The sequence below is a fragment of the Arthrobacter sp. 01T428 genome (genome assembly GCF_056398685.1).
In genome coordinates this window covers 129,471-152,882 of record NZ_JBFTPW010000006.1, presented here as the reverse complement: position 1 = coordinate 152,882, position 23,412 = coordinate 129,471, and the positions used below count along the sequence as shown (strand labels likewise).

Genomic DNA, 23,412 nt, shown 5'->3' with positions numbered 1-23,412 from the left:
CGGCCTTTCTTACTGATTGTTGGATTCGACATGGGGCGTGGCCCGCAGCTTCGGAAACCCGAGGGCTTCCTTGGCGGCCGGCCTGCCGGTTGGAATGTGGGTGGTGCAGACATGTCCGCCCTGCGCGAGGGTGGAAAGCCTGCGGACGTCGACGCCGACCAAACGGGAGAACAATTCGGTCTCGGTGTCGCAAAAAACGGGAAATTCCGCGGCGAGCTGCTGGATGGGGCAATGGCCTTGGCACAGCTGGACGCTCGAGAGGGAAGCGGGCAACGGCGCCTTGGTCTCAATAGACGCAGCGGACGCGACATATCCGTCCCTGCTCAGCGCCTTGGACAGTGCCACAGCGCGGGCCGCAATGTCGGAACCCGCCAGGTCCACTTCGGGTGCGTAGCGCTCTTCCATTTCGGCGAAGCGCTCCACCGCATAGTCCCTGACAGCTTCCTCGCCTGCGAGGTCCCGGAGCTTCCGCAACGCGGAACTGGCAATGTTCAGGTAGTCATCCCCGAGCTTCGACTGCCCTTGTGAGCTGAGGACATAGCGACGGGCCGGCCGGCCTGCGCCGGCACCCGCCTTCGCGACGCGTTTTACCTCAATGACCCCGGCGCGCTGGAGGTGATCCAGGTGACGGCGGACGGCTGCGGGGGTGAAACCCAGCATGTCGCCGAGTTCAGCCGCGCTGACGGGGCCGTGCTCCAACACCGCGTTGAGTACACGGTCGCGGGTGCGGTCTTCCGCGTCAGCCGCGCCAGCAGCTGTGCCACCGGGCACAGGCATGACCGCGCTATGCCTTGCGGGCACGGAAACAGAACTCCTCATGGAATACACAACACAATCATGTCGTAATTTAGTCCGGGCATCCAGTAAGGCAAGGCTGGCCTGCGGCACCTTGCCCGCCGCACCCCTACTACTTCACGTAGAATACTCTGGTGCGATCCCCCGAATCCCCTGTCCTCACCATCGATGGACTCATCAAGGACGTTGGCCCGCTGGCTTCCCTTGACGGCAAGATGCTCCGGGTAGTCAGCGGCCTGTCAATGTTCGCAGAGCGCGGCCAGATCACTGCCTTGCTGGGTGCCAATGGTGCGGGCAAGACGACAACGCTCGAATGCGCGCAAGGCCTTCAAAAACGTACCGGCGGCCGCATCGCGCTCCTTGGCGAAGACCCCGACACGGCCGGCGCGAACCTTCGTTCGCGCGTCGGCGTGATGCTGCAGGACGGCGGCCTCCCGCCGTCGGCCCGTCCTATCCCCTTGCTCCGTCACATTGCGGGCATGTACCAGAACCCGCTGCCCCTGGATGGACTCGTGGAGCGCTTGGGCATCGACACCTTCAGCCGCACCGGAGTCCGCCGCCTGTCAGGCGGCCAAAAGCAACGGCTCTCCCTTGCGGCTGCCCTGATCGGCAACCCCGAAGTCCTGTTCCTGGACGAGCCCAGCGCGGGCCTCGATCCCCAGTCCCGCCAAATCGTCTTCGAGCTCATCGCCGAACTGCGGGATGCCGGCATGGGCATCATCCTCACCACACACCTCATGGATGACGCCCAGAGGCTTGCGGACTACGTCTACATCATCGACGCCGGTCACAACGTCGCAGAGGGCACCGTCGCCGACTTGTTGAGCCACGGCCACGAGGCCATGGACGGCGTGACCGAACGCACCCTGTTCTTCGATGCCCCGGCCGGACTCGACATAGCCGCGGCCATCGGCGACGAACTCACCATCACGGAAAGCCGGGCAGGCAGCTACGCGATCGCAGGCACGCTGACTCCGCAACATCTGGCCAAACTCACGGCCTGGTGGGCCGAAAAGGGCATTATGCCGGCGTCCCTCCGCTTGGAGGCGCGCAGCTTGGAAGACGTATTCCTGGACATTTCCGGAAGGGACATCCGATGACCACTGCGATCCCCGCGCGCAGCACACCCCACGCCGGACCCGCACCTTTGATGCGCAGGATCCTGCTGCAGGGGCGCTACGAAACCTTGACCATGATCCGGAACGGCGAGCAGCTGATCCTGGCTGTGATCATGCCCTTGCTGGCCTTGGTGGGACTCGCCGTCACACCGCTGCTCGATGGCTTGGGCGCCAGCCGCGTGGACATCGCGACGCCGGGCGTCCTCGCATTGTGCGCCATGTCCACGGCATTCACGGGCCAAGGCATCGCCACGGGCTTCGACCGGCGCTACGGCGTGCTCCGCTTCCTCTCGACCACTCCCTTGGGCCGGACCGGCCTCATCGCCGGAAAGATCATCGCCGTCTTGGCCGTCCTGGTCCTCCAGGTCCTGGTGATCGGCGCCGTGGCCGGGTTGCTGGGCTGGCATCCGCGTCCCGAAGGCTGGCTTCCGGGCCTGGTGCTTTTGGTTCTCGGCGCTGCCGCTTTCACCGCGCTCGGGCTTCTGGTTGCCGGTACAGTGCGGCCGGAGGCAACCCTCGCCATCACGAACCTGCTCTGGATTCTGCTGGGCGCCCTCGGCGGAATCGTGGTTCCTGCCGAGCGTTTGCCGGAACTGGCACAGAACATTGTGCATTTCCTGCCCTCGGGAGCCCTGGGGCAGTCGCTCAGGGACGCTTTCCTCCATGGCAGCGTCTCCCTGCCCTACGTCCTTGTGCTGTTGCTGTGGACCATCGTTCCTGGCGCGGCCGCCGTCCGCTGGTTCAAATGGAACTGAGCGTCCCGTTGTGGAACCAAAACGTCAGCGTGAATTGAGTACCGAGAATTGAGAAAACTGTGAGCACGGCTTCCCGCCTCCCGAAGTCCATCCAGCAGTTGACCGCCAAGCTCCCCACGGAGGTCAACAGCACCGTCCGCAGGCTGGCGATGTTGTCGCTGATCGGCCAGGTGGTCCTGGTGGTCACCGGCGGCGCGGTCCGGCTGACATCCTCGGGGCTCGGCTGCCCCACGTGGCCGCGCTGCACCAGCGGTTCCCTGGTGAACACGCCGGAGATGGGCATCCACGGCTTCATCGAATTCGGCAACCGCATGTTGACGTTCGCCCTGGCCGCCGTCGCCGTGCTGATGCTGGTGTACTTGTGGAACCTCCGTAAGGAACGCCGCGACCTTTTCCTCCTCGCCGTGGGCCTGCTCGCGAGCATTCCGGCCCAGGCCATCATCGGCGGCATCACCGTGCTGTCGAATCTGAACCCCTGGGTTGTCGGCCTGCACTTCCTGGTTTCGATGGCCCTGGTTGTCTTCTCCACGCTCCTGGTCAACCGCGCCTACGGACGGACCGGCCGCTTCATGAAGCTGACGTTGGCGCCGATTCCGGGCGCCATGAGCCCCGTCATGACCGCCGTCGCGTTCTTCTCGGCAGTCGCCGTGTGCCTCGGCGTCGTGGTGACCGGTGCCGGACCCCACGCAGGGGACGCGAACGCGCCGCGCAACGATCTCGATTGGGACCTCTTCTCGCATATCCACGCAGTGCCCGCGTACCTCATCACGGCGGGAGCCGTCTTCGCCGTCTACTTCGTCCTGCGCAAGGGCATCACCGGCTTGTTCCGCACAGCTGCCCTGCTGCTGCTCGCGGTGACGGTCCTGCAGGCGGTCATTGGCTTTGCCCAGTACTACAACGGCATTCCTGCCCTCCTGGTAGGCGCGCACATGTTGGGCGCCGCCCTGCTCATGAGTGCCGCCACGAACGCGGCGGATGTGGCCCGGTTCAGCCCGAAGCTCTAGCACCTGGCGGCTGATGGCCCCTGCGAAAGCCAAACGAAAGACCCTCTTTCACGTCATGCGACGTGAAAGAGGGTCTTTCGTTTTAGCGCTATCAGTGAGCGGGCGTTCGGGGAAAAGGCGGTAAAGGTGAGCGGGCGTTTGGGGGTGACGGGGATGTAGAGGGCGAGTGTGACGGGCCGTCAGCCGCCGATGATCGGGGAACCGATGAACGGGTCCACCGCGAGGGCAATGAAGAGGAGCGTCAGGTAGCTGATGGAGCCGTGGAAGACCTTCATGGCTCCCTTGTTCGAGACGTCCCCGCCCTGTGCCCGGTTGTAGAGGGCGTGTGATTCATACAGGAACCAGGCGCCCGCGAGGACGGCGGCGATGGTGTACACCCAGCCGGCGCGGCCCACGGGCACCAAAAGCAGCGAACACGCAACCATGGCCCAGGCGTAGAGAACCACCTGCACGGAAACCACCTTGGCGCCTGCGATGGCACCCAGCATGGGGACGTTGGCGTTGCGGTAGTCCTCGCCGTACCGCATGGACAGCGGCCAGTAGTGCGGAGGAGTCCACAGGAAGATCACCATGAAGAGCACGACGGCGGGCCACTCCACAGTGTTGGTCACGGCGGCCCAGGCGATCAGCACCGGGAAGCAGCCGGCCGCGCCGCCCCACACGATGTTCTGTGCAGTGCGGCGCTTGAGGATCATCGTGTAGATGACAACGTAGAAAACAATCGCACCAAGGCCGAGCCACGCAGACAGCGGATTGGCCCCGAACCACAGGATGGCGATGGAGGCAGCTCCAAGGATCCATGCGAAGACGAGTGCTTCGCGAGGGGTGACTTCGCCCGTCACGAGGGGCCGCTTTTCGGTGCGGTGCATCAACTTGTCGATGTCGCGGTCGATGTAGCAGTTGAAGACCCCTGCGCTGCCGGCGGCGAAGGCGCCGCCCACCAACGTGGCGAGGATCAAGCCGATCGAGGGGAAGCCCCGTTGCGCGAAGATCATGGTGGGCAGGGTGCTGACCAGCAGCAATTCGATCACGCGGGGTTTGGTCAGTGCCAGATACGCCTTGAACTTACGGGACATTCCGCGCTTCCCCACAGCCGGGGAAGCATTGAGGGGCGTATCTGTTGTGCTCACGTTGGCAGTCACTCTGTTCTTTGCTGGTGTTGTCAAGGCGGGTTTCCCGCGGTGGCGGCACCCCGGTTCGGCCTCCAGATATCATACCGTGGCCTGTCCGACGCCATGGCACCCGGAACTTTCCTTTGTTTCCGAAAGTTCACCGGCGCTTTGCCGCTGCCGTGATTCATAAAACGGAATATGCGTCCATTTTTTGAGATTCCCACCATTCGGGGTGGCGAACCGGGCTAAGCTGTCTGCAGATCAGCTCACGCAGGTTTCCGAGAAAGCGTATTCTCAGATTTGCATGTCTGGGTGATAGATCAACGTTTCAATGGTGAACGGCTGGTAGGAACTTCGCAGCGGGCGCCATCCTGTGCCCGAGGCTTGCCATGTGCCGTCACCAGCCGTCAGCACAGAGAGGGGCTCGGTTTACGTGCCACATTTGGAAGAGCAAGAACTGACTTGGACAAGCCTGGACCAGCGCGCCGTGGACACCGTCCGCGTTTTGGCCGCTGACGCCGTCGAGAAGGTCGGCAACGGTCACCCCGGTACGGCCATGAGCCTTGCGCCGGCCGCCTACCTGCTGTTCCAGAAGCTGATGCGCCACGACCCGAAGCACCCGGACTGGATCGGCCGCGACCGGTTCATCCTGTCCCCCGGACACACATCGCTGACCCTGTACATCCAGCTGTTCCTTTCCGGCTACGGCCTGGAGCTGAAGGACCTCGAGGCTCTGCGCACCTGGGGCTCGCTGACCCCCGGCCACCCGGAATACAAGCACACCGCCGGCGTCGAGATCACCACCGGCCCGCTGGGCCAGGGCCTGGCCTCCTCGGTGGGCTTCGCCTACTCGCAGCGCCGCCAACGCGGCCTGTTCGACGCCGATGCTCCCGCCGGCGAGAGCCCGTTCGACCACACCATCTGGGTCATTGCCTCCGACGGCGATCTCCAGGAAGGCGTCACCTCGGAAGCTTCTTCCCTGGCCGGCCACCAGGAACTGGGCAACCTCGTGGTGATCTACGACGAGAACCACATCTCCATCGAAGACGACACCGACGTGGCCTTCACCGAAGACGTCCTCAAGCGCTACGAGGCCTACGGCTGGCACACCCAGCGCGTGGACTGGACGAAGACCGGCGAATACGTCGAAGACGTCCAGGAGCTCTACGGTGCCCTGCTCGCCGCCAAGGCCGAGACCGGCAAGCCGTCCATCATCTCGCTGCGCACCATCATCGGCTACCCGGCTCCCAAGAAGCAGAACACCGGCAAGATCCACGGTTCCGCCCTCGGTGCCGAAGAAGTCGCAGCATTGAAGGAAGTCCTGGGCTTCGATCCCGAGCGTTCCTTCCAGGTTGACGAGGACGTCCTGGCGCACGCCCGTGCAGTCGTCGAGCGCGGCGCAGCCGAGCGCAGCGAATGGCAGGCATCCTTCGAGGCGTGGCAGACCGCCAACCCCGAGGGCGCGGCACTGCTTGAGCGCATCGAGGCCAAGAAGCTCCCCGTCGAGCTCGACGCCGCACTGCCGGTGTTCGAAGCAGGCAAGGAAGTTTCCACCCGCGCCGCGTCCGGCAAGGTCCTGAACGCGATCGGCCCGGTCCTTCCGGAACTGTGGGGCGGCTCAGCCGACCTCGCCGAGTCCAACAACACCACCATCGAGGGTTCGCCGTCGTTCATCCCGGCCTCGCGCTCCACCGGCGCGTGGAAGGGCAACCCGTACGGCCGGGTGTTGCACTTCGGTATCCGCGAGCACGCTGCCGCGTCGATCGTGAACGGCATTTCGCTGCACGGCCGGACCCGGGCGTTCTCCGGCACGTTCTTGATCTTCAGTGACTACCAGCGTCCCGCGATCCGCCTTGGCGCGCTCATGGGCGTCCCGTCGCTGTACGTCTGGACCCACGACTCGATCGGCCTGGGCGAAGACGGCCCAACCCACCAGCCGGTGGAGCAGCTGTCCACCCTCCGCGCCATTCCGGGCCTGGACGTTGTCCGTCCCGGCGACGCCAACGAGGTTGCCGCGGCATGGAAGACCATGCTTGAGAACCACGAGAACCCGGCAGGCATCGTGCTGACCCGCCAGAACATCCCGACCTACGCACGCGGCGAAGGCCTTGCCGAGGGTGACACCTTCGGCTCCACCGCCGGGGTCGCCAAGGGCGGCTACGTCCTGGCAGAGGCTTCAAAGGACGGCGCTACGGTCCCGGCCGAGGTCATCCTGATCGGCACCGGTTCCGAGGTCCAGCTCGCGGTGAACGCCCGCGAAGCGCTCCAGGCCGAAGGCATCGCCACCCGCGTCGTCTCCATGCCGTGCGTCGAGTGGTTCAACAAGCAGGACTCCGCGTACCGCGAGTCCGTGCTCCCCGCCGCCGTCAAGGCCCGCGTCTCGGTCGAAGCAGGCCTGGCACTGGGCTGGAAGGAATTCGTCGGCGACGCCGGACGCTCCATCAGCCTCGAGCACTTCGGCGCCTCGGCAGACTACAAGCGCCTCTTCAAGGAGTTCGGCATCACGGCAGAAGCAGTCGCCGCCGCCGCAAAGGACTCCCTCGCGGGTCTCAATAGCTGAAAAAGCGTTTGAGACGAATCCGACAGCAACGAACAGATTTCCAAGGAGATTAAAGAAATGACTACGACTCCCACCCAGCAGCTTTCCGACGCCGGCGTGTCCATCTGGCTTGACGACCTCTCCCGCGAACGCCTTTCCAGCGGCAGCCTGCAGAAGCTCATCGAAGAGAAGAACGTCGTTGGTGTCACCACCAACCCGTCCATCTTCCACGCCGCCATCACCGCCGGCAGCGACTACGACGCCGTGATTGCCGAAGAGGCCGCCAAGGGCGCAACCGTTGAAGAGACTGTCTTCGAGATCACCACCACCGACGTCGCCGATGCCTGCGACCTCTTCGCCCCGGTCGCGGCAGCGAGCAACGGCGTGGACGGCCGCGTCTCCATCGAGGTGGACCCCCGCCTGGCGTGGGACACCGAAGGCACCATCGCCGAGGCCAAGCACCTGTACAAGAAGGTCAACAAGGACAACGTCCACATCAAGATCCCGGCAACCCTCGAAGGCCTCGCCGCCATCACGGCAACCCTGGCCGAGGGCATCAGCGTCAACGTGACCCTGATCTTCTCCCTGGAGCGCTACCGCGCCGTCATCAACGCATTCCAGTCCGGCCTGGAGCTGGCCAAGGAAAACGGCCACGACCTCTCCAAGATCCACTCCGTGGCGTCCTTCTTCGTCTCCCGCGTGGACACCGAGATCGACAAGCGCCTCAACGCCATCGGCACCGATGAGGCCAAGGCCCTCAAGGGCAAGGCAGGCGTCGCCAACGCCCGCCTCGCCTACCAGGTCTACGAAGAGCTGTTCTCCACCGAGCGTTGGGCAGTCCTGGCCGAAGCAGGCGCGCTCCCCCAGCGCCCGCTGTGGGCCTCCACCGGCGTCAAGGACCCGGCGTACCCGGACACCCTGTACGTGACCGAACTGGTCGCGGCCGGCGTCGTCAACACCATGCCGGAAAAGACCCTCGACGCCACGTTCGACCACGGCGTCGTCACGGGTGACACCATCTCCGGCACCTACGAAGAAGCAAACAACGTCCTCAACGCACTCGAGGGCCTGGGCATCTCCTACAACGACGTTGTCGCAATCCTCGAATCCGAGGGCCTGGACAAGTTCGTCGCCAGCTGGAAGGAACTTCTGGCCGACGTCGAAGGTGCCCTCGCCTCTGCACGGAAGGCTTCCTAACCCACATGAGCACTCTCAGCTACGACGCCAGCGGTGCTGCGCAGCAGGCCATCGAGCAACACATCCCGGCACTTGTCGAAGACCGGATTGCCACCAGGATTTTCGCCAAGGACCACACTCTGTGGGGTCCGGATGCCGAATCCGAATCCGCCATCCGTCTCGGATGGGTGGAAGCGGCAACCGTTTCCCAGCCCTTGGTCGAAGGGATCCTGGAACTCCGGGATGCCCTCCGGGCCGAAGGCGTCTCCCGCATTGTCCTGTGTGGCATGGGCGGCTCTTCGCTTGCCCCCGAGGTCATTGCCGGCACTGCTGGCGTCGAGCTGACCGTGCTGGACAGCACAGACCCCGAACAAGTCGGTGCTGCCCTCGCGGACCGCCTGGCCGAGACCGCCATCGTGGTCTCGTCCAAGTCAGGCTCCACTGTCGAAACCGACTCGCAGCGACGGGCATTCGAGCAGGCCTTCACCGAGGCCGGGATCGACGCCAAGAGCCGCATCGTCATCGTGACCGATCCGGGTTCCCCGCTGGACAAGGCCTCCCGTGAAGCCGGCTACCGTGCCGTCTTCAACGCCGACCCGAACGTCGGCGGCCGCTTTTCGGCGCTGACGGCTTTCGGCCTGGTCCCCAGCGGCCTCGCGGGAGTCGACATCCAGGCATTCCTGGACGAGGCCGAGGAAGCTGCGGAAATCCTCAACGAAGACTCACCCGAGAACATCGGGCTCCGGCTCGGTGCCGCCCTGGGCGGAACCACCCCGCTGCGCAACAAGATCGTCATCGTCGAAGACGGTTCCGGAATCGTCGGCTTCGCGGACTGGGCCGAACAGCTCATCGCCGAATCCACGGGCAAGCTCGGCACGGGGGTCCTGCCGGTTGTTGCAGGTCCTTCCGCACCCGAGGTCAGCAGCGGTGCGGAAGACGTCCTGGTGATCCGCCTCGTCGGTGCGGAATCCGACGTCGAACTCGGCGAAAACGAAGCCGCCATCGCCGGTGGCCTCGCCACCCAGATGTTCGTCTGGGAATTCGCCACCTCGGTCGCCGGCCGCCTGCTGGGCATCAACCCCTTTGACCAGCCCGACGTCGAGGCAGCCAAGATTGCCGCGCGCGGCCTGTTGGACGCGCGTCCCGAGCCGACGCCGGCGAACTTCGTCGACGGCGCGATCGAGGTCCGCGGAGGTGCGTGGCTCGGCGACGCGGCAACGGCCGCCGATGCCGTCAAGGCGCTCCTCGGCGAACTCGGCACGGACGGCTACCTGAGCGTCCAGGCGTATTTCGACCGGATCGCGTTCGCGCAGCTTAAGGGCATCCGGGACGAACTCGCCGGGGTCAGCGGCCGCCCGGTCACTTTTGGCTGGGGTCCGCGCTTCCTGCACTCCACCGGGCAATTCCACAAGGGCGGACCGGCCATCGGTTCGTTCCTGCAGGTGACCGCTTCCGCGACCGGCGACATCGCCATTCCGGAACGGCCGTTCACCTTCGGCCAGCTGATTGCAGCCCAGGCGGCCGGCGATGCCCAGGTTCTCGAGAACCACGGCCGCCCGGTACTACGTCTGCACCTCACGGACCGCGGAGCCGGCGTTGCCCAGCTCCAGGAAATCGTCGCCGCATTGGCCGGCCAGGCCAGCGCGCTCGAAAGCTAAGGCACAAACCCAAACATGCCAGAAACTGAAATCGGTTACCGGTCCACCGGAAAGGCAAGCCACCGCAATCCCCTTCGGGATCCTCGGGATCGGCGCCTGAACCGCATCGCAGGGCCATCGTCGCTGGTGTTCTTCGGAGTCACCGGCGACCTTGCCCGGAAGAAACTCATGCCGGCGGTCTACGACCTCGCCAACCGCGGGCTGTTGCCGCCGAGCTTCGCGCTCGTCGGCTTCGGCCGGCGGGATTGGAGCAACGAGGACTTCGCGAACGAGGTCAAGGAGAACGTCAAGGCGCACTCCCGCACCCCGTTCGACGACGCCGTCTGGAACCAGCTCTCCGAGGGCATCCGCTTCGTCCAGGGAGAATTCGACGACGACCAGGCGTTCAAGCGCCTCAGCGCCACGCTGGACGAACTGGACGAAACCCGCGGCACGCGCGGCAATCACGGTTTCTACCTGTCCATCCCACCCAAGGCCTTCGAGCAGGTCTGCCAGCAGCTCTCCAAGCACGGGCTGGCGCAGGCCGGCGACGGCCAGTGGCGCCGGGTGGTCATCGAAAAGCCGTTCGGCCACGACCTGGAGTCCGCGCGCAAGCTCAACGACATCGTGGAGTCCGTCTTCCCGCCGGACGCGGTCTTCCGCATCGACCACTACCTTGGCAAGGAGACGGTCCAGAACATCCTGGCCCTGCGCTTCGCCAACCAGCTGTTCGAGCCTTTGTGGAACGCCAACTATGTTGACCACGTCCAGATCACCATGGCCGAGGACATCGGCACCGGCGGCCGGGCGGGGTATTACGACGGCGTCGGCGCGGCCCGCGACGTCATCCAGAACCACCTGCTGCAGTTGCTGGCCCTGACGGCCATGGAGGAGCCCATTTCCTTCAACGCCGATGACCTGCGTGCCGAGAAGGAAAAGGTCCTCGCTGCTGTCAGGCTTCCCGAGGACCTCTCCACCCATTCGGCCCGCGGCCAGTTCACCGGGGGCTGGCAGGGCGGGGAACTGGTGCAGGGCTACCTCGAGGAAGACGGCATTCCGGCCGATTCCAAGACGGAAACCTACGCGGCCATCCGCCTGGACATCAACACCCGGCGCTGGGCCGGGGCTCCGTTCTACCTGAGGGCCGGCAAGCGTCTTGGCCGCCGCGTCACGGAAATCGCCGTGGTGTTCAAGCGCGCACCCAACCTGCTGTTCCGCGGCCACGGCGAGGACGACTTCGGCCAGAACGCCGTGGTCATCCGGGTCCAGCCCGACGAGGGCGCTACCATCCGCTTCGGGTCCAAGGTTCCCGGCACGCAGATGGAAGTCCGCGACGTGACCATGGACTTCGGCTACGGCCACTCGTTCACGGAGTCCAGCCCCGAGGCGTACGAACGCCTGATCCTGGACGTGCTGCTCGGCGAGCCCCCGCTCTTCCCGCGGCACCAGGAAGTCGAGGAGTCCTGGAAGATCCTGGACCCCTTCGAGGAATACTGGGCCGGACTCGACGAACAGCCCGAACCCTACGCTCCCGGCAGCTGGGGCCCGGCCTCGGCCGACGAGCTGCTTGCCCGCGACGGACGAACCTGGAGAAGGCCATGATCGTAGATCTTCCCGACACCACCACCTCCAAGATCTCCAAGAAGATCACCTCCCTGCGCGAGCAGGGAGGTGTGATCGCCCTTGGACGCGTCCTGACCCTCGTGGTGGTGACCAAGTCCGGGCTTGAGGAAGAAGCCATCGAGGCAGCCAACGAGGCCAGCCGCGAACATCCGTGCCGCATCATCGTCCTCGCGGACGCAGGCAGCGAAGCGCCGAACCGCCTCGACGCCCAGATCCGCGTGGGTGGCGACGCCGGAGCATCAGAAGTCATCGTGCTGCGCGGTTACGGTGAACTCGCCAAGGAAAGCGAATCCCTCGTCGCGGCACTGCTGCTCCCGGACGCGCCGATCGTGGCCTGGTGGCCGCACGGAGCACCCGAGAACGCCTGCGAGACATCCATCGGCAGGATCGCGCACCGCCGCATCACGGACTCCGCCAACGAGGCCGACCCCGCAGCAGCGCTGGCCCGGATCCGGAACACGTACCGGGCCGGCGACACCGATCTCGCCTGGACACGCCTGACCAACTGGCGCCTCCAGCTCGCGGCAGCCCTGGACCAGGTAGACGAATCCCCCGTCACGGCCATCGCCGTCGAGGGTGCTTCCGACTCGCCCAGCACGCTGCTGCTGGCCGCCTGGCTCACCCTGTTCCTCGACGCTCCGGTCCAGATTGTTGCCGACCCGGCGGGAACAGGCATCCGCAGGGTACGGCTGAGCCGCGCCACAGGCGACGTCCAGCTGGTCCGTCCCGGACTCACCATCGCGGAACTGACCCAGCCCGGCCAGCCCGCGCAGCGGATTTCACTGCCTCGCCGCAGCCTGCGGGACTGCCTCGCCGAAGAATTGCGCCGTCTTGATCCGGACGATGTCTTCGGAGAAGTGATTACTATGGGACTGCCCCGAACCAATAGCAAGGAGTGACCGTCCCAGTGAGCGCTGACCCAAGAGTAAGCATCCATCCCGACTCCGCCGTCCTTATGGCCGCGATCGCAGCACGGCTCATCACCAAGCTGGTGGACGTCCAGGACAAGCACGGAGAAGCCACTGTGGTCCTCACCGGCGGAACCGTGGGCATCGGCACCCTGAAAGCGGTTGCCGATTCGCCCGCGGCGCCGGCCGTTGACTGGTCCCGGGTGAACTTCTGGTGGGGTGACGAGCGCTTCGTCGGCAAGGACAGCACCGACCGCAACACCGTGCAAGCGCGTGAGGCACTGCTCTCCAGCTTGCCAGTGGACCCGGCCCGCGTGCACGAACCGGGATCATCGGATGAGTTCGCCACCGCGGACGAGGCCGCGGCGGACTACGCGGCCCGGCTCAAAGCCGCTGCCGAGGCCGAGCACTCCGCGGACACCTCGGACAACCGTCCCGAGGAGGCAGGCGAGTTGCCCCGCTTCGACATCCTGCTGCTCGGGGTGGGTCCGGATGCGCATATTGCCTCGCTCTTCCCGGAGCAGGCAGGTATCCGCGTGAAGGACCGTACGGTGGTGGGGGTCGAGAACTCCCCCAAGCCACCGCCGTCGAGGATTTCGCTGACCTTGCCCGCCATCAACTCCGCCCAGGAAATCTGGATGGTCGTGGCAGGCGAGGACAAGGCCGGCGCCGTGGGGCTGGCACTTGCCGGGGCCAACCCGGTGCAGGTTCCCGCCTCCGGGCCCAGTGGCCGCTCGAGGACCCTGTGGCTTATCGATGAGAATGCAGCCTCACGCGTCCCCCAGCAGCTCGTCCGAAAGGACCCCGCGGGCGCGTAGCCGCTTGAGCGCTCCGGCCAGGACAATCTCCGCGTCTTGGCTGGAGCGTCTTTCTTTAACGTAGTCCAGGTGGCTCTTGAAGATTTCTTCGTCCGCACGTTCCATGGTGGCTTCGCCCTGTTCGCGGACGGCAACCAGGCCACACTTCGGGCAATCCCACCGGATCGGGATTTGATCTTCCGGGAGTTTAACGAAAACAAGCCGCGTCTCATGTCCCTTGGCGCACCAATAGGGAACACGAATACGCGGCAAGCTTTCGCCGACTACAGAGTCGGGTTGGTTTCTTGGGGCCGATCCAGCTGTTACGCCGGCCCGTGTGCCCCGGAATCCAGAAGTACCATGAACCATCGTCGATCCCCTTGAGAGTTCGGCTGCATGGCTTGAAGGCCATGCAGCCTAGTCTAGTGGGAGGATCCCGGCGACGGCAGTGCTAGGAGTCTCCGCCCGCGGTGAAGCGCATGATGAGGCCAAGTCCAATGATCACGACACCCCAAGTGCAGCCCAAGACGATGGTGAAGCGGTTGAGGTTTCGCTCTGCGACACCTGAAGAACTCAATCCTGAGCTCATGCCACCGCCAAACATATCGGACAACCCGCCGCCACGTCCCTTGTGGAGGAGGATGAGCAGCGTCAGCAGAAGGCTGGTAATGCCCAGCAGAATCTGCAGAATGACTTGAAGAACGTCCACGACGGCCTTTCAGAAGAACGGAAAACGGGAGCGGAACCGGAAACGGACTAAGCCGCGCTGAGGTGGCTCTCGAACCTGACAATGTTAGCAAACTCGGCGGGGTCCAGGCTCGCGCCACCCACCAGCAAGCCGTCGACGTCGCTTTCGGCCATGATCGCTGCCGCATTGTTGGCCTTGACCGAACCACCGTAAAGGAGGCGGGTCTTGGCGGCCACAGCATCGTCGAACAAGGATGCGAGCTCTGAACGGATAGCGGCGCACATCTCCTGTGCGTCTTCGGGACCCGCGACTTCGCCAGTACCAATGGCCCAGACAGGCTCGTACGCGACAACCAGTTCGCCGGCCTGGTCTGCGGTGAGGCCTTCGACGCCGGCGCGCAACTGGGCCAGCGTGTGCTCCACATGGGTGCCGGCCTGGCGGACCTCAAGGCCCTCGCCGACACACAGGACCGGCGTAACGTCGTGGCGGAAGGCTGCTTTGACCTTCGCGTTGAGGACCTGGTCGTCCTCGTTGTGGATGGTGCGGCGTTCGCTGTGGCCCACCAGGACATAGGCGCAACCGAGCTTGTTGAGGAACTGGCCGGAGATATCGCCGGTGTACGCTCCGGAGTCGAACTGCGAGAGGTCCTGTCCGCCATAGACGACGTCCAACTCGTCGCCCTGGACGAGGGTCTGCACACCGCGCAGATCGGTAAACGGGGGGAAGACCGACACCTCCACCCGGCTGTAGTCGTGCTTGGCGTCGGAGAGGGTCCAAGCCAGCTTCTGGAGCAGGGTGATGCCCTGGACGTGGTCCATGTTCATCTTCCAGTTGCCGGCAATGAAGGGCTTGCGGATGAAGTTTCCGTTGGCAGAAGTTGTCACGTGTGCTCCAAAGATGCGTTGAGATAGGGAAAGCCGGCGGGGCGCTTGCCTTCAAGGAAGGGCGCCCCGCCGGCCATGTAGCCTTAGCGGTCCAGAACGCTCAGGCCGGGAAGATCCTTGCCTTCAAGGTATTCCAGGCTGGCGCCGCCGCCCGTGGAAATGTGTCCGAACTGGGAGTCCTCAAAGCCGAGGGTCCGGACGGCCGCGGCGGAGTCGCCGCCGCCAACCACGGTGAATGCCGGCGTCTCAGTCAAGGCCTGGGCGATGGCACGGGTGCCGCCGGAGAAGGCTTCGAATTCGAAGACGCCCATGGGGCCGTTCCAGAACACGGTCTGTGCGGCCTTGATCTGCTCGGCGAAAGCCTCCGCGGATACCGGTCCGATGTCCAGGCCAATGCCGGAGGCGCCGAACGAGCTGTCCTCGATCGCGTCAGCGGCGACCACTTCGTGTTCAGCGTCGGCGGCGAAGCGGCTTGCGACCACGACGTCGGTGGGGATGACGAAGGCGGTACCGGCGTCGGAGGCGCGCTTGAGGTAGTCCTGGACCACGGGGATCTGGTCAGCTTCAAGCAGGCTGCCCGCAACCTTGTGACCGGCCGCTGCGAGGAAGGTGAAGAGCATTCCGCCACCGACGAGGATGGTGTCTGCCTTGCCGAGGAGGTTGTCGATCACTGCGAGCTTGTCAGAGACCTTGGAACCGCCGAGGACCACGACGTACGGGCGCTGGGTATCAGTGGTGAGTTTGCGCAGAACCTCCACCTCGGTGTGCACAAGGTCACCCTGGTAGGAAGGAAGCCGGGTGGCGACGTCGTAGACGCTGGCGTGCTTGCGGTGGACAGCGCCGAAGGCGTCATCCACGAAGGCACCGTTGTCGCCGGTGAGCGCCACGAGTTCATCGGCGAAGGCGCCGCGCTCGGCGTCGTCCTTGCTGGTTTCGCGGGCGTCGAAACGGACGTTCTCCAGGACCAGGACGTCTCCATCGTCCAGGGACCCGGCCAGCTCCTTGGCGGACTCACCAACGGTGTCTTCCGCGAGCTGGACCTTGAATGGCGCGAGCTCCGCAAGCCGCGCCACAGCCGGCTTGAGCGAATACTTGGCCTCGGGAGCGCCCTTGGGGCGTCCCAGGTGGGCCGTGACGAGCACGCGGGCACCGGCGTCCGAGAGCTTTTCGATGACCGGGAGGGAGGCCTTGATGCGGCCGTCGTCGGTCACTGTAGAGCCGTCGAGCGGCACATTCAGGTCACTTCTGACAAGAATGTACCGCCCGCGGACACCTTCAGCGATCAGTTCGTTGAGGGTGTGAGATGTCATGTGTCTACCCTAGCCCAGCTTGGATGCGACGAGCTCCGTGAGGTCAACGAGGCGGTTGGAGTAGCCCCATTCGTTGTCATACCAGGAAACAACCTTGACCTGGTTGCCGATGACCTTGGTGAGGCCGGAGTCGAAGATCGAAGAAGAGGGGTCGCCGACGATGTCAGAAGAGACGATCGGGTCTGCCGTGTAGCTGAGGATGCCCTTGAACTGCTCGGTCTCCGAAGCTGCCTTGAGAGCCGCGTTGACTTCCTCAACGGTTACTTCGCGGGAAACCGTGACGGTCAGGTCCGTGGCGGAACCGGTGGGGACCGGGACGCGGATGGCGTAGCCGTCGAGCTTGCCCTTGAGTTCCGGAAGGACGAGACCGATCGCCTTGGCAGCACCAGTGGAGGTGGGAACCATGTTGATCGCTGCGGCGCGGGCACGGCGGAGGTCGCTGTGGGGGCCGTCCTGCAGGTTCTGGTCCGCCGTGTAGGCGTGCACCGTGGTCATGAGGCCGCGTTCGATGCCGAAGGCGTCGTTGACCACCTTGGCCAGCGGGCCGAGGCAGTTGGTGGTGCAGGAAGCGTTGGAAATGATGTGGTGTGCTGCGGGGTCGTAGAGCTCGTGGTTGACGCCCATGACGATGGTGATGTCTTCGTCCGAAGCAGGAGCGGAGATCAGGACCTTCTTGGCACCTGCGTCGATGTGCTTCTGGGCAGCGGCGGCCTTGGTGAAGAAGCCGGTGGACTCGATGACGATGTCGACGCCCAGTTCGGCCCACGGCAGGTTTGCAGGGTCGCGCTCTGCGAGGACCTTGATGATGCTGCCGTCGACAATGAGGTTGCCCTCTTTGACTTCGACGGACTGGGTCAGGCGGCCGCCGACGGAGTCGTACTTCAAAAGGTGGGCAAGTGCCTCGGGACTCGTGAGGTCGTTGACCGCAACAATTTCGAGGTCGGCACCCTGGGCGAGTGCTGCGCGGAAGTAGTTGCGGCCGATGCGGCCAAAGCCGTTGATACCAATACGGGTGGTCACTATTTCAGTCTCCTTGGTGCTCTTGCAAGCACACCTAGTGAGTCGGATCTTGATTCCAACTAACAATTCCCGCACATCATTGGGCAGAAGTGATTATCAGATCGGAGGGCGACCAGCCACATTGCTGAAGGCTAACCGCCTTCCGTGACCCATCTTACGTTTAACTACGTCTGCCCCCGCAACTGCGGGGGCAGACAATCCGGTATTTGGGCGAAATTCACCTGAATGTGAAGTTTGTTACATCCCCGTGTATTCCGCGTCACCCACCGATCCTGGACGGAGTCCCTAGAGAACGATCAGCCCGGTGGCGTTCGCGCGGGCCGCTTCGAAGCGCTTTGCGACGTCGGCCCAGTTGACGATGTTCCAGAAGGCCTTGACATAGTCGGCCTTGACGTTGACGTAGTCCAGGTAGAAAGCGTGCTCCCACATGTCCAGCATGAGCAGCGGCGTGGTGCCGACTGCGACATTGCCCTGCTGGTCGTAGAGCTGCTCGATGAGGAGGTTGCCGCCGATGGGCTCGTAGGCAAGGAAGCCCCAGCCGGAACCCTGCAGTCCAAGCGCGGCTGCCGAGAACTGGGCACGGAAAGCATCGAAGGAGCCGAAGGCGTCATCGATGGCCGCAGCCAGCTCACCCTCGGGCTTGTCGCCACCGTCCGGGGAGATGTTGTTCCAGAACACGGAGTGGTTGATGTGGCCGCCGGTGTGGAACGCGAGGTCCTTGGAGAGGCGGTTGATGTTGGCGAAGTCGCCCTTGTCGCGCGCCTCGGCCAACTGGGCCAAAGCGTTGTTGGCGCCTGCTACATAGGCGGCGTGGTGCTTGCTGTGGTGCAGCTCCATGATCTTCGCCGAAATGTGCGGCTCAAGTGCTGCGTAGTCGTAGCCGAGCTCGGGCAGTACGTACTCTGTCACGAAATCCTCCAATGTAGTGGACCGGGGTCCGTTTGGTAACTCTCGTTTTGTTCATCCGACCGGCGAACCGGCCGGAAATCTACACCCTGACGATTCTAGGACGGGCGCCCTATTCGTCCATCATTTCGGGGGTCACATTTGCCTCGGTGCCCGGGATCCCCAGGTCGCCGGCCCGCTTGTCCGCCATGGCCAGCAGCCGGCGGATCCTTCCCGCGATGGCGTCCTTGGTCATGGGCGGATCGGCAAGCCGGCCCAATTCATCGAGGCTGGCCTGCTTGTGCGCGACCCGGAGTTCACCCGCGTACTTGAGGTGGTCCGGAACGTCGTCACCCAGGATTTCCAGGGCCCGGTCCACGCGGGCGCCAGCCGCGACGGCGGCCTGGGCCGAACGGCGCAGATTGGCGTCGTCGAAGTTCGCGAGGCGGTTGGCCGTGGCCCGGACTTCCTTCCGCATGCGGCGCTCCTCCCACACCATGAGGGCGTCATGCGCGCCCATCCGGGTGAGCAACGCGGCGATGGTGTCGCCGTCACGGATGACCACGCGATCCACGCCGCGCACTTCCCGGGCCTTGGCCTGGATGCCGAGGCGGCGGGCAGCGCCTACCAGGGCAAGCGCCGATTCCGGCCCGGGGCACGTGACCTCGAGCGAGGATGACCGGCCGGGTTCGGTGAGGGAACCGTGAGCCAGGAACGCGCCGCGCCACACAGCCTCCGCGTCCGACGCCGAACCGTTGACGACGGCGGACGGCAAGCCGCGCACGGGCCGCCCGCGGCCGTCGAGGAGGCCGGTCTGGCGGGCCAGGGCTTCGCCGTCGCGCACTACGCGGACAACGTAGCGGCTACCCCGACGGAGTCCCCCGCCGGAGACGACGATGATCTCGCTCTGGTGCCCGTAGACTTCGGCGATCGCGGCGCGCAGCCGCCGCGCCGTTGAGGCGAGGTCAACCTCCGCCTCGATCACGATGCGGCCCGAAATGATGTGCAGCCCGCCGGCAAAACGCAGCATGGCCGAAACTTCGGCCTTGCGGACGGACGACTTCTTGATGTCCAGCCGGGAAAGTTCTTCCTTGACCGATGCGGTCAGTGCCATCGCATGTTCCTAACTATTCCCGAAGATATCGTGATACGCCGATGCCAGACGCAGCGGGTCGTGGACTGGACGGCGGCTCGACGCCCCCACTTTACCCAAGACMACCTCCGCACCGATCATCCCGGCAGCGCGTTCGAATTCCTTGAGGTCCGATATCGAGGTGGGATCGGCCAGGACAACGTCCACGCTGAACTCCGGCGCATAGTGGCGCAGGGCATCCAGGTGGTCCGCCGCGGACATCCCGGAGGTTTCCTTGGTGTCCATGGCGAGGTTCATGGTGAGGCAGCGTTTGGCGGGGGTGTCGCACAAGGCCTGGCGCATTTCCGGCAGCAGCAAATGCGGCAACACTGACGTGTACCAGGAGCCGGGACCCAGGATGATCCAGTCCGCAAGCTCGATTGCGGTCAACGCTTCGATGCAGGCGCGTGCGTCTTCCGGAAGGAGCCTGACGTTTTCGAGCGATCCGGCAACGGCGCACTTGGCCTGGCCTTTGACGATCTGGAACTCGTACCCGCCCCCGGGCAGTGGCACCCGGACGTCGCCCTCGATGTTCAGCGGCTGGGTGGACATCGGGAGGACCTGGCCGCGGGCACCCAGAAGGGCGCCTGCCCATTTCAATCCAGCCACTGCGTCGCCCAGAAGCTCCCAGAGGGTGACAATGAGCAGGTTCCCCATGGCGTGGTCGTCCAGGGAACCTTGGCGTCCGCTTGGAGTCTTGAAGCGATGCTGCATGACGTCCCGCCAGGTGCGGCCCCAATCGGTGTCGTCACACAGTGCGCTCAGCGCCATTCGAAGGTCGCCCGGCGGAAGGACGCCGTACTCTTCGCGGAGCCGCCCGGAGGATCCGCCGTCGTCGGCAACGGTGACAATCGCGGTGAGCTCGGAGGTCAGGAGCCGCAGTGCCGACAACGATGCGGAAAGCCCGTGTCCGCCGCCGAGCGCCACAACCGAGGGGCCTTTGGCGGGCTGGCTGCCCGGCGTGCCTTTCGGTGGAACCAGCGGCAGGGGTCCGGTCAGGACCCCCATTATTCGCGACCCAGATCGCGGTGGCTTGTGGTGACGGTGACCCGCGGGTATTGCGCGAGCCGTTTGGAGAGTTCGACGGCGACCGCGACCGAACGGTGCTTGCCGCCGGTGCAACCGACGGCAATGGTGGCGTAGTGCTTGTTTTCCGTCCGATAGCCGTCGAGGACGGGCTCCAAGGCGAGGACGTAACGGTCGACGAAGTCCTTCACGCCAGCGGCCCCCAGGACATAGTCGCTGACGTCGGCGTCGAGCCCTGTGTGCGGACGCAATTTCGGAACCCAGTGCGGGTTGGGGATGAAGCGAGCATCCGCCACGAAGTTGGCGTCCACGGGCAGGCCGTATTTGAAGCCGAAGCTCATGACGTTCAAGCGCAGCGCCACAGGGCCCGTGTCGGTGAAGAGTTCGGTGATGGCGGTCGCCAGGCCGTGGACGTTGTACGTGCTCGTGTCCAAGACGACGTCCGCGGATTCTTTTAGCTCTTTCAGGACGTCCCGCTCCGCCGCGATGCCGTCCAGGATCCGGCCACCGCCCTGGAGCGGATGCGGGCGGCGGCCCTGCTCAAACCGCCGCACCAGGACGTTGTCGCTGGCATCGAGGAAGAGGACGCGGAAGGTGATTCCGGTGGCGCTGAGCGCGCCGAGCGCCGTCCTGATATCGGTGAAGAGGCCCTTGCTGCGCACGTCCACGACGACGGCAAGCTTGGGGATGGACTGTGGCGCGTGCGAGACGATTTCCGCCAGCGTCCCCAGCATCTGCGGGGGAAGGTTTTCGACGACGTACCAGCCATGGTCCTCCAGGGCGTCGGAGGCGGTGCTCCGGCCTGCTCCGGACATGCCGGTCACCACCAGCAGTTCCGCTTCGACAGGCTTGACGGGTACCAGACCGTCCTGCTCCGCGCCGGATCCTGCTGTTGGCTCTGACATCAAGTTTCCCCGTTTCTGAGATGGTCCAAAGTTTTTGGGATGGTCCACAAGCGGACCCCTTCAGGAGGGGTCCGCTTATTACCCTAGCTAAATTTCAAGGATTTCGCCGGTGGTCATGTTCACGGCAGGAGCGGCCTCTCCGGAGGCACCGGCCGCCGCGAGATGGCTGACGACCGCTTCCGCCAATGCCGGGCCGATCCCCTTCGCGGCCGTGAGCTCGAGGGCCGTTGCCGCCTTGATCTTCTTGAGCGAACCGAAATGCGCCACGAGCGCCTTCCGTTTGGCTTCGCCGAGACCCGGAACGCCGTCAAGCGCCGACACCGTCATGGCCTTTCCACGTTTCTGCCGGTGGAAGGTGATGGCGAAACGGTGGGCTTCGTCGCGGATGCGCTGGAGCAGATAGAGCCCCTGGGAGGTGCGGGGCAGGATCACCGGGAAGTCGCTGTCCGGCAACCAGACCTCTTCGAGGCGCTTGGCGAGGCCCACGACGTAGACGTCGTCGATGCCCAGTTCCGCGAGGGCCCGGGCGGCCGCATTCACTTGGGGTTGCCCGCCGTCGACGACGACGAGGTTGGGCGGATAAGCGAACTTCGCCTTGGCTCCCGTGAGGGCAGCATCCTCCGGCGACGGCGGTTCACCTGTTCCCGGGTGCGGAACTTCTCCGCTCTTGGGAAGCTGGGCGGATTTATCCTGCAAGTAGTGCCTGAAGCGCCTGGTGAGGACGTCGTGCATCGCAGCGGTGTCGTCGCTTGCCGCCGCACCGGTGATGGAGAACTTCCTGTAGTCGGCCTTCTTCGGGAGGCCGTCCTCCACCACCACCATGGACGCAACCACGTTGGTGCCCTGCACATGGGAAATGTCGTAGCACTCGATCCGGAGCAACGGCACGGGAAGCTCGAGCGCTTCCTGCAGTTCCTGGAGCGCCTGGGAACGGACCGTGATATCGCCGGCGCGCCGGACTTTGTGGAGCTTCAGCGCCTGCTCGGCGTTTTCGCGGACGGTGGACAGGAGGGCGGCCTTGTCGCCACGCTGCGGCACGCGGATGTCCACCTTGGCGCCCCTGAGGCCGCCGAGCCATTCGAGCAGTTCGTGATGGTTGCTCGGAATCTCAGGGACGAGGACTTCGCGCGGAATACGGCCTTGGTTGTCGCTGTCCTCTCCGTAGACCTGCTGCAAGAGGTGCTCGATGAGTTCCGGAGTGGTGGCGTCTTCGACTTTTTCCACGACCCAGCCCCGCTGGCCGCGCACCCGGCCACCCCTGACGTGGAATACCTGCACGGAAGCCTCAAGGTCGTCGTCGTGCAGGGCGAAGACATCCGCGTCGGTGTCTTCGGAGAGCACGACGGCGTTGCGCTCGAACACTTTGCGGAGGGCGATGATGTCGTCCCGGAGCCGGGCCGCCCGCTCGTAGTCCAGCTCGGCGACGGCGGCGCCCATGTCCTTTTCGAGGCGGGTGATGAAGCGTTTGGCTTCGCCACCCATGAACGAGCAGAAGTCTTCGGCGATGGCCCGGTGCTCTTCGGCGGTGACGCGGCCGACGCACGGGGCCGAGCATTTGTCGATGTAGCCGAGCAAGCATGGCCGGCCGCTGGCCTGGGCGCGCTTCAGCACGCCGGGACTGCAGCTGCGGACCGGGAAGACGCGGAGCAAGGTGTCCATTGTTTCGCGGATGGCCCCGGCCGTGTATGGCCCGAAATAGCGGGTGCCCTTGCGGCGCTCCCCGCGCATGACCTGGACCCGCGGGAGCTTCTCCGCCATGCTCACGGCAAGGTACGGATACGTCTTGTCATCGCGGAAGACCACATTGAAGCGGGGCTTGAATTCCTTGATCCAGGTGTATTCGAGCTGGAGCGACTCAAGCTCGCTGCCCACCATGGTCCATTCGACGCTGCTGGCCGCGTGCACCATCGCGTGCGTCTTCGGCAGCAAACCCGCCGGGTTGGCAAAGTACGAGTTCAGCCGGGATCGGAGGTTCTTCGCCTTGCCCACGTAGATGACACGGCCGTGCGGATCCCGGAACCGATAGACGCCGGGGGTGGTGGGGATTTCTCCCGTCTGGGGTCGATAACTCGCTGGATCTGCCACAGATCCAGTCTAG

At 64.8% G+C, this 23,412-nt stretch carries 21 protein-coding genes; 9 read left to right on the top strand and 12 right to left on the bottom strand.

The window, feature by feature from the left end; translation table 11 throughout:
* Nucleotides 1-9: 9 nt before the first annotated feature.
* Nucleotides 10-777 carry a helix-turn-helix transcriptional regulator gene (locus AC1DJB_RS09330; protein WP_059389270.1) on the bottom strand — a complete coding sequence of 256 codons (768 nt, stop codon included), beginning with the start codon at nt 775-777 and terminating at the stop codon, nt 10-12.
* Between the two features lie 152 nt (nt 778-929).
* Between AC1DJB_RS09330 and AC1DJB_RS09325 the strand changes: the two genes are divergently transcribed.
* The 3 genes from AC1DJB_RS09325 to AC1DJB_RS09315 are packed head-to-tail and all read left to right on the top strand — an operon-like array spanning nt 930 to nt 3,672.
* Entirely contained in the window at nt 930-1,895 is a 966-nt protein-coding gene (locus tag AC1DJB_RS09325; protein WP_284988214.1) for an ABC transporter ATP-binding protein, read from the top strand.
* Nucleotides 1,892-2,668, top strand: coding sequence for an ABC transporter permease (locus AC1DJB_RS09320; RefSeq protein WP_059389273.1), 777 nt, complete (start codon nt 1,892-1,894; stop codon nt 2,666-2,668). Before AC1DJB_RS09325 ends, AC1DJB_RS09320 begins: the two co-directional genes overlap by 4 nt.
* 59 nt (nt 2,669-2,727) lie before the next feature.
* A complete protein-coding gene (locus tag AC1DJB_RS09315; protein WP_059389274.1) occupies nt 2,728-3,672 on the top strand; it encodes a COX15/CtaA family protein in 945 nt (314 codons plus the stop codon).
* Nucleotides 3,673-3,851: 179 nt separating this feature from the next.
* Here the strand turns inward: AC1DJB_RS09315 and AC1DJB_RS09310 are convergent, their stop codons facing one another.
* Entirely contained in the window at nt 3,852-4,814 is a 963-nt protein-coding gene (locus AC1DJB_RS09310) for a heme o synthase (RefSeq protein WP_059389275.1), read from the bottom strand.
* A 403-nt stretch (nt 4,815-5,217) separates the two neighbouring features.
* On the opposite strand from AC1DJB_RS09310, the gene tkt reads away from it, so the two are divergent.
* The 6 genes from tkt to pgl are packed head-to-tail and all read left to right on the top strand — an operon-like array spanning nt 5,218 to nt 13,485.
* Nucleotides 5,218-7,344: a transketolase gene (gene tkt, locus AC1DJB_RS09305; protein ID WP_370872085.1), complete on the top strand. Its 2,127-nt coding sequence runs from the start codon at nt 5,218-5,220 to the stop codon at nt 7,342-7,344.
* 57 nt (nt 7,345-7,401) lie between these two features.
* Nucleotides 7,402-8,520: a transaldolase gene (tal, locus tag AC1DJB_RS09300; RefSeq protein WP_284988216.1), complete on the top strand. Its 1,119-nt coding sequence runs from the start codon at nt 7,402-7,404 to the stop codon at nt 8,518-8,520.
* A gap of 5 nt (nt 8,521-8,525) precedes the next feature.
* Nucleotides 8,526-10,157, top strand: coding sequence for a glucose-6-phosphate isomerase (locus AC1DJB_RS09295; RefSeq protein ID WP_476910155.1), 1,632 nt, complete (start codon nt 8,526-8,528; stop codon nt 10,155-10,157).
* 15 nt (nt 10,158-10,172) lie between these two features.
* Complete coding sequence (zwf, locus tag AC1DJB_RS09290; RefSeq protein ID WP_059389277.1) at nt 10,173-11,738, top strand: glucose-6-phosphate dehydrogenase; 1,566 nt, start codon at nt 10,173-10,175, stop codon at nt 11,736-11,738.
* On the top strand, nt 11,735-12,658 hold the full coding sequence (locus tag AC1DJB_RS09285; protein ID WP_284988218.1) for a glucose-6-phosphate dehydrogenase assembly protein OpcA: 924 nt from the start codon (nt 11,735-11,737) through the stop codon (nt 12,656-12,658). The genes zwf and AC1DJB_RS09285 overlap by 4 nt, the downstream gene beginning before the upstream one ends.
* Before the next feature lie 8 nt (nt 12,659-12,666).
* Nucleotides 12,667-13,485, top strand: a complete 819-nt coding sequence (pgl, locus tag AC1DJB_RS09280) for a 6-phosphogluconolactonase (protein WP_284988219.1) — start codon at nt 12,667-12,669, stop codon at nt 13,483-13,485.
* Here the strand turns inward: pgl and AC1DJB_RS09275 are convergent.
* The 10 genes from AC1DJB_RS09275 to uvrC all read right to left on the bottom strand — a co-directional run bounded on the left by AC1DJB_RS09275 (nt 13,438) and on the right by uvrC (nt 23,399).
* Nucleotides 13,438-13,833 carry an RNA polymerase-binding protein RbpA gene (locus tag AC1DJB_RS09275; RefSeq protein ID WP_284988220.1) on the bottom strand — a complete coding sequence of 132 codons (396 nt, stop codon included), beginning with the start codon at nt 13,831-13,833 and terminating at the stop codon, nt 13,438-13,440. The two genes, pgl and AC1DJB_RS09275, sit on opposite strands and share 48 nt — an antisense overlap.
* An 82-nt stretch (nt 13,834-13,915) precedes the next feature.
* Nucleotides 13,916-14,173: a preprotein translocase subunit SecG gene (secG, locus tag AC1DJB_RS09270; protein ID WP_059389278.1), complete on the bottom strand. Its 258-nt coding sequence runs from the start codon at nt 14,171-14,173 to the stop codon at nt 13,916-13,918.
* Between the two features lie 47 nt (nt 14,174-14,220).
* A complete protein-coding gene (tpiA, locus tag AC1DJB_RS09265) occupies nt 14,221-15,036 on the bottom strand; it encodes a triose-phosphate isomerase (RefSeq protein ID WP_059389279.1) in 816 nt (271 codons plus the stop codon).
* A gap of 83 nt (nt 15,037-15,119) precedes the next feature.
* Nucleotides 15,120-16,346 carry a phosphoglycerate kinase gene (locus AC1DJB_RS09260; RefSeq protein ID WP_307053014.1) on the bottom strand — a complete coding sequence of 409 codons (1,227 nt, stop codon included), beginning with the start codon at nt 16,344-16,346 and terminating at the stop codon, nt 15,120-15,122.
* A 9-nt stretch (nt 16,347-16,355) separates the two neighbouring features.
* The gene (gap, locus tag AC1DJB_RS09255) at nt 16,356-17,366 is read right to left on the bottom strand and encodes a type I glyceraldehyde-3-phosphate dehydrogenase (protein ID WP_059389281.1); all 1,011 of its coding nucleotides are present in this window, start codon (nt 17,364-17,366) and stop codon (nt 16,356-16,358) included.
* 285 nt (nt 17,367-17,651) lie between these two features.
* A complete protein-coding gene (locus AC1DJB_RS09250) occupies nt 17,652-18,275 on the bottom strand; it encodes a superoxide dismutase (RefSeq protein WP_059389282.1) in 624 nt (207 codons plus the stop codon).
* A gap of 109 nt (nt 18,276-18,384) precedes the next feature.
* A complete protein-coding gene (gene whiA, locus AC1DJB_RS09245; RefSeq protein ID WP_133202987.1) occupies nt 18,385-19,365 on the bottom strand; it encodes a DNA-binding protein WhiA in 981 nt (326 codons plus the stop codon).
* 9 nt (nt 19,366-19,374) lie between these two features.
* Nucleotides 19,375-20,391, bottom strand: coding sequence for a gluconeogenesis factor YvcK family protein (locus tag AC1DJB_RS09240; protein WP_059389284.1), 1,017 nt, complete (start codon nt 20,389-20,391; stop codon nt 19,375-19,377).
* Nucleotides 20,391-21,314, bottom strand: coding sequence for an RNase adapter RapZ (rapZ, locus tag AC1DJB_RS09235; RefSeq protein ID WP_284988224.1), 924 nt, complete (start codon nt 21,312-21,314; stop codon nt 20,391-20,393). The genes AC1DJB_RS09240 and rapZ overlap by 1 nt, the downstream gene beginning before the upstream one ends.
* An 87-nt stretch (nt 21,315-21,401) precedes the next feature.
* The gene (gene uvrC / locus AC1DJB_RS09230; protein ID WP_441437870.1) at nt 21,402-23,399 is read right to left on the bottom strand and encodes an excinuclease ABC subunit UvrC; all 1,998 of its coding nucleotides are present in this window, start codon (nt 23,397-23,399) and stop codon (nt 21,402-21,404) included.
* Nucleotides 23,400-23,412: the final 13 nt, after the last annotated feature.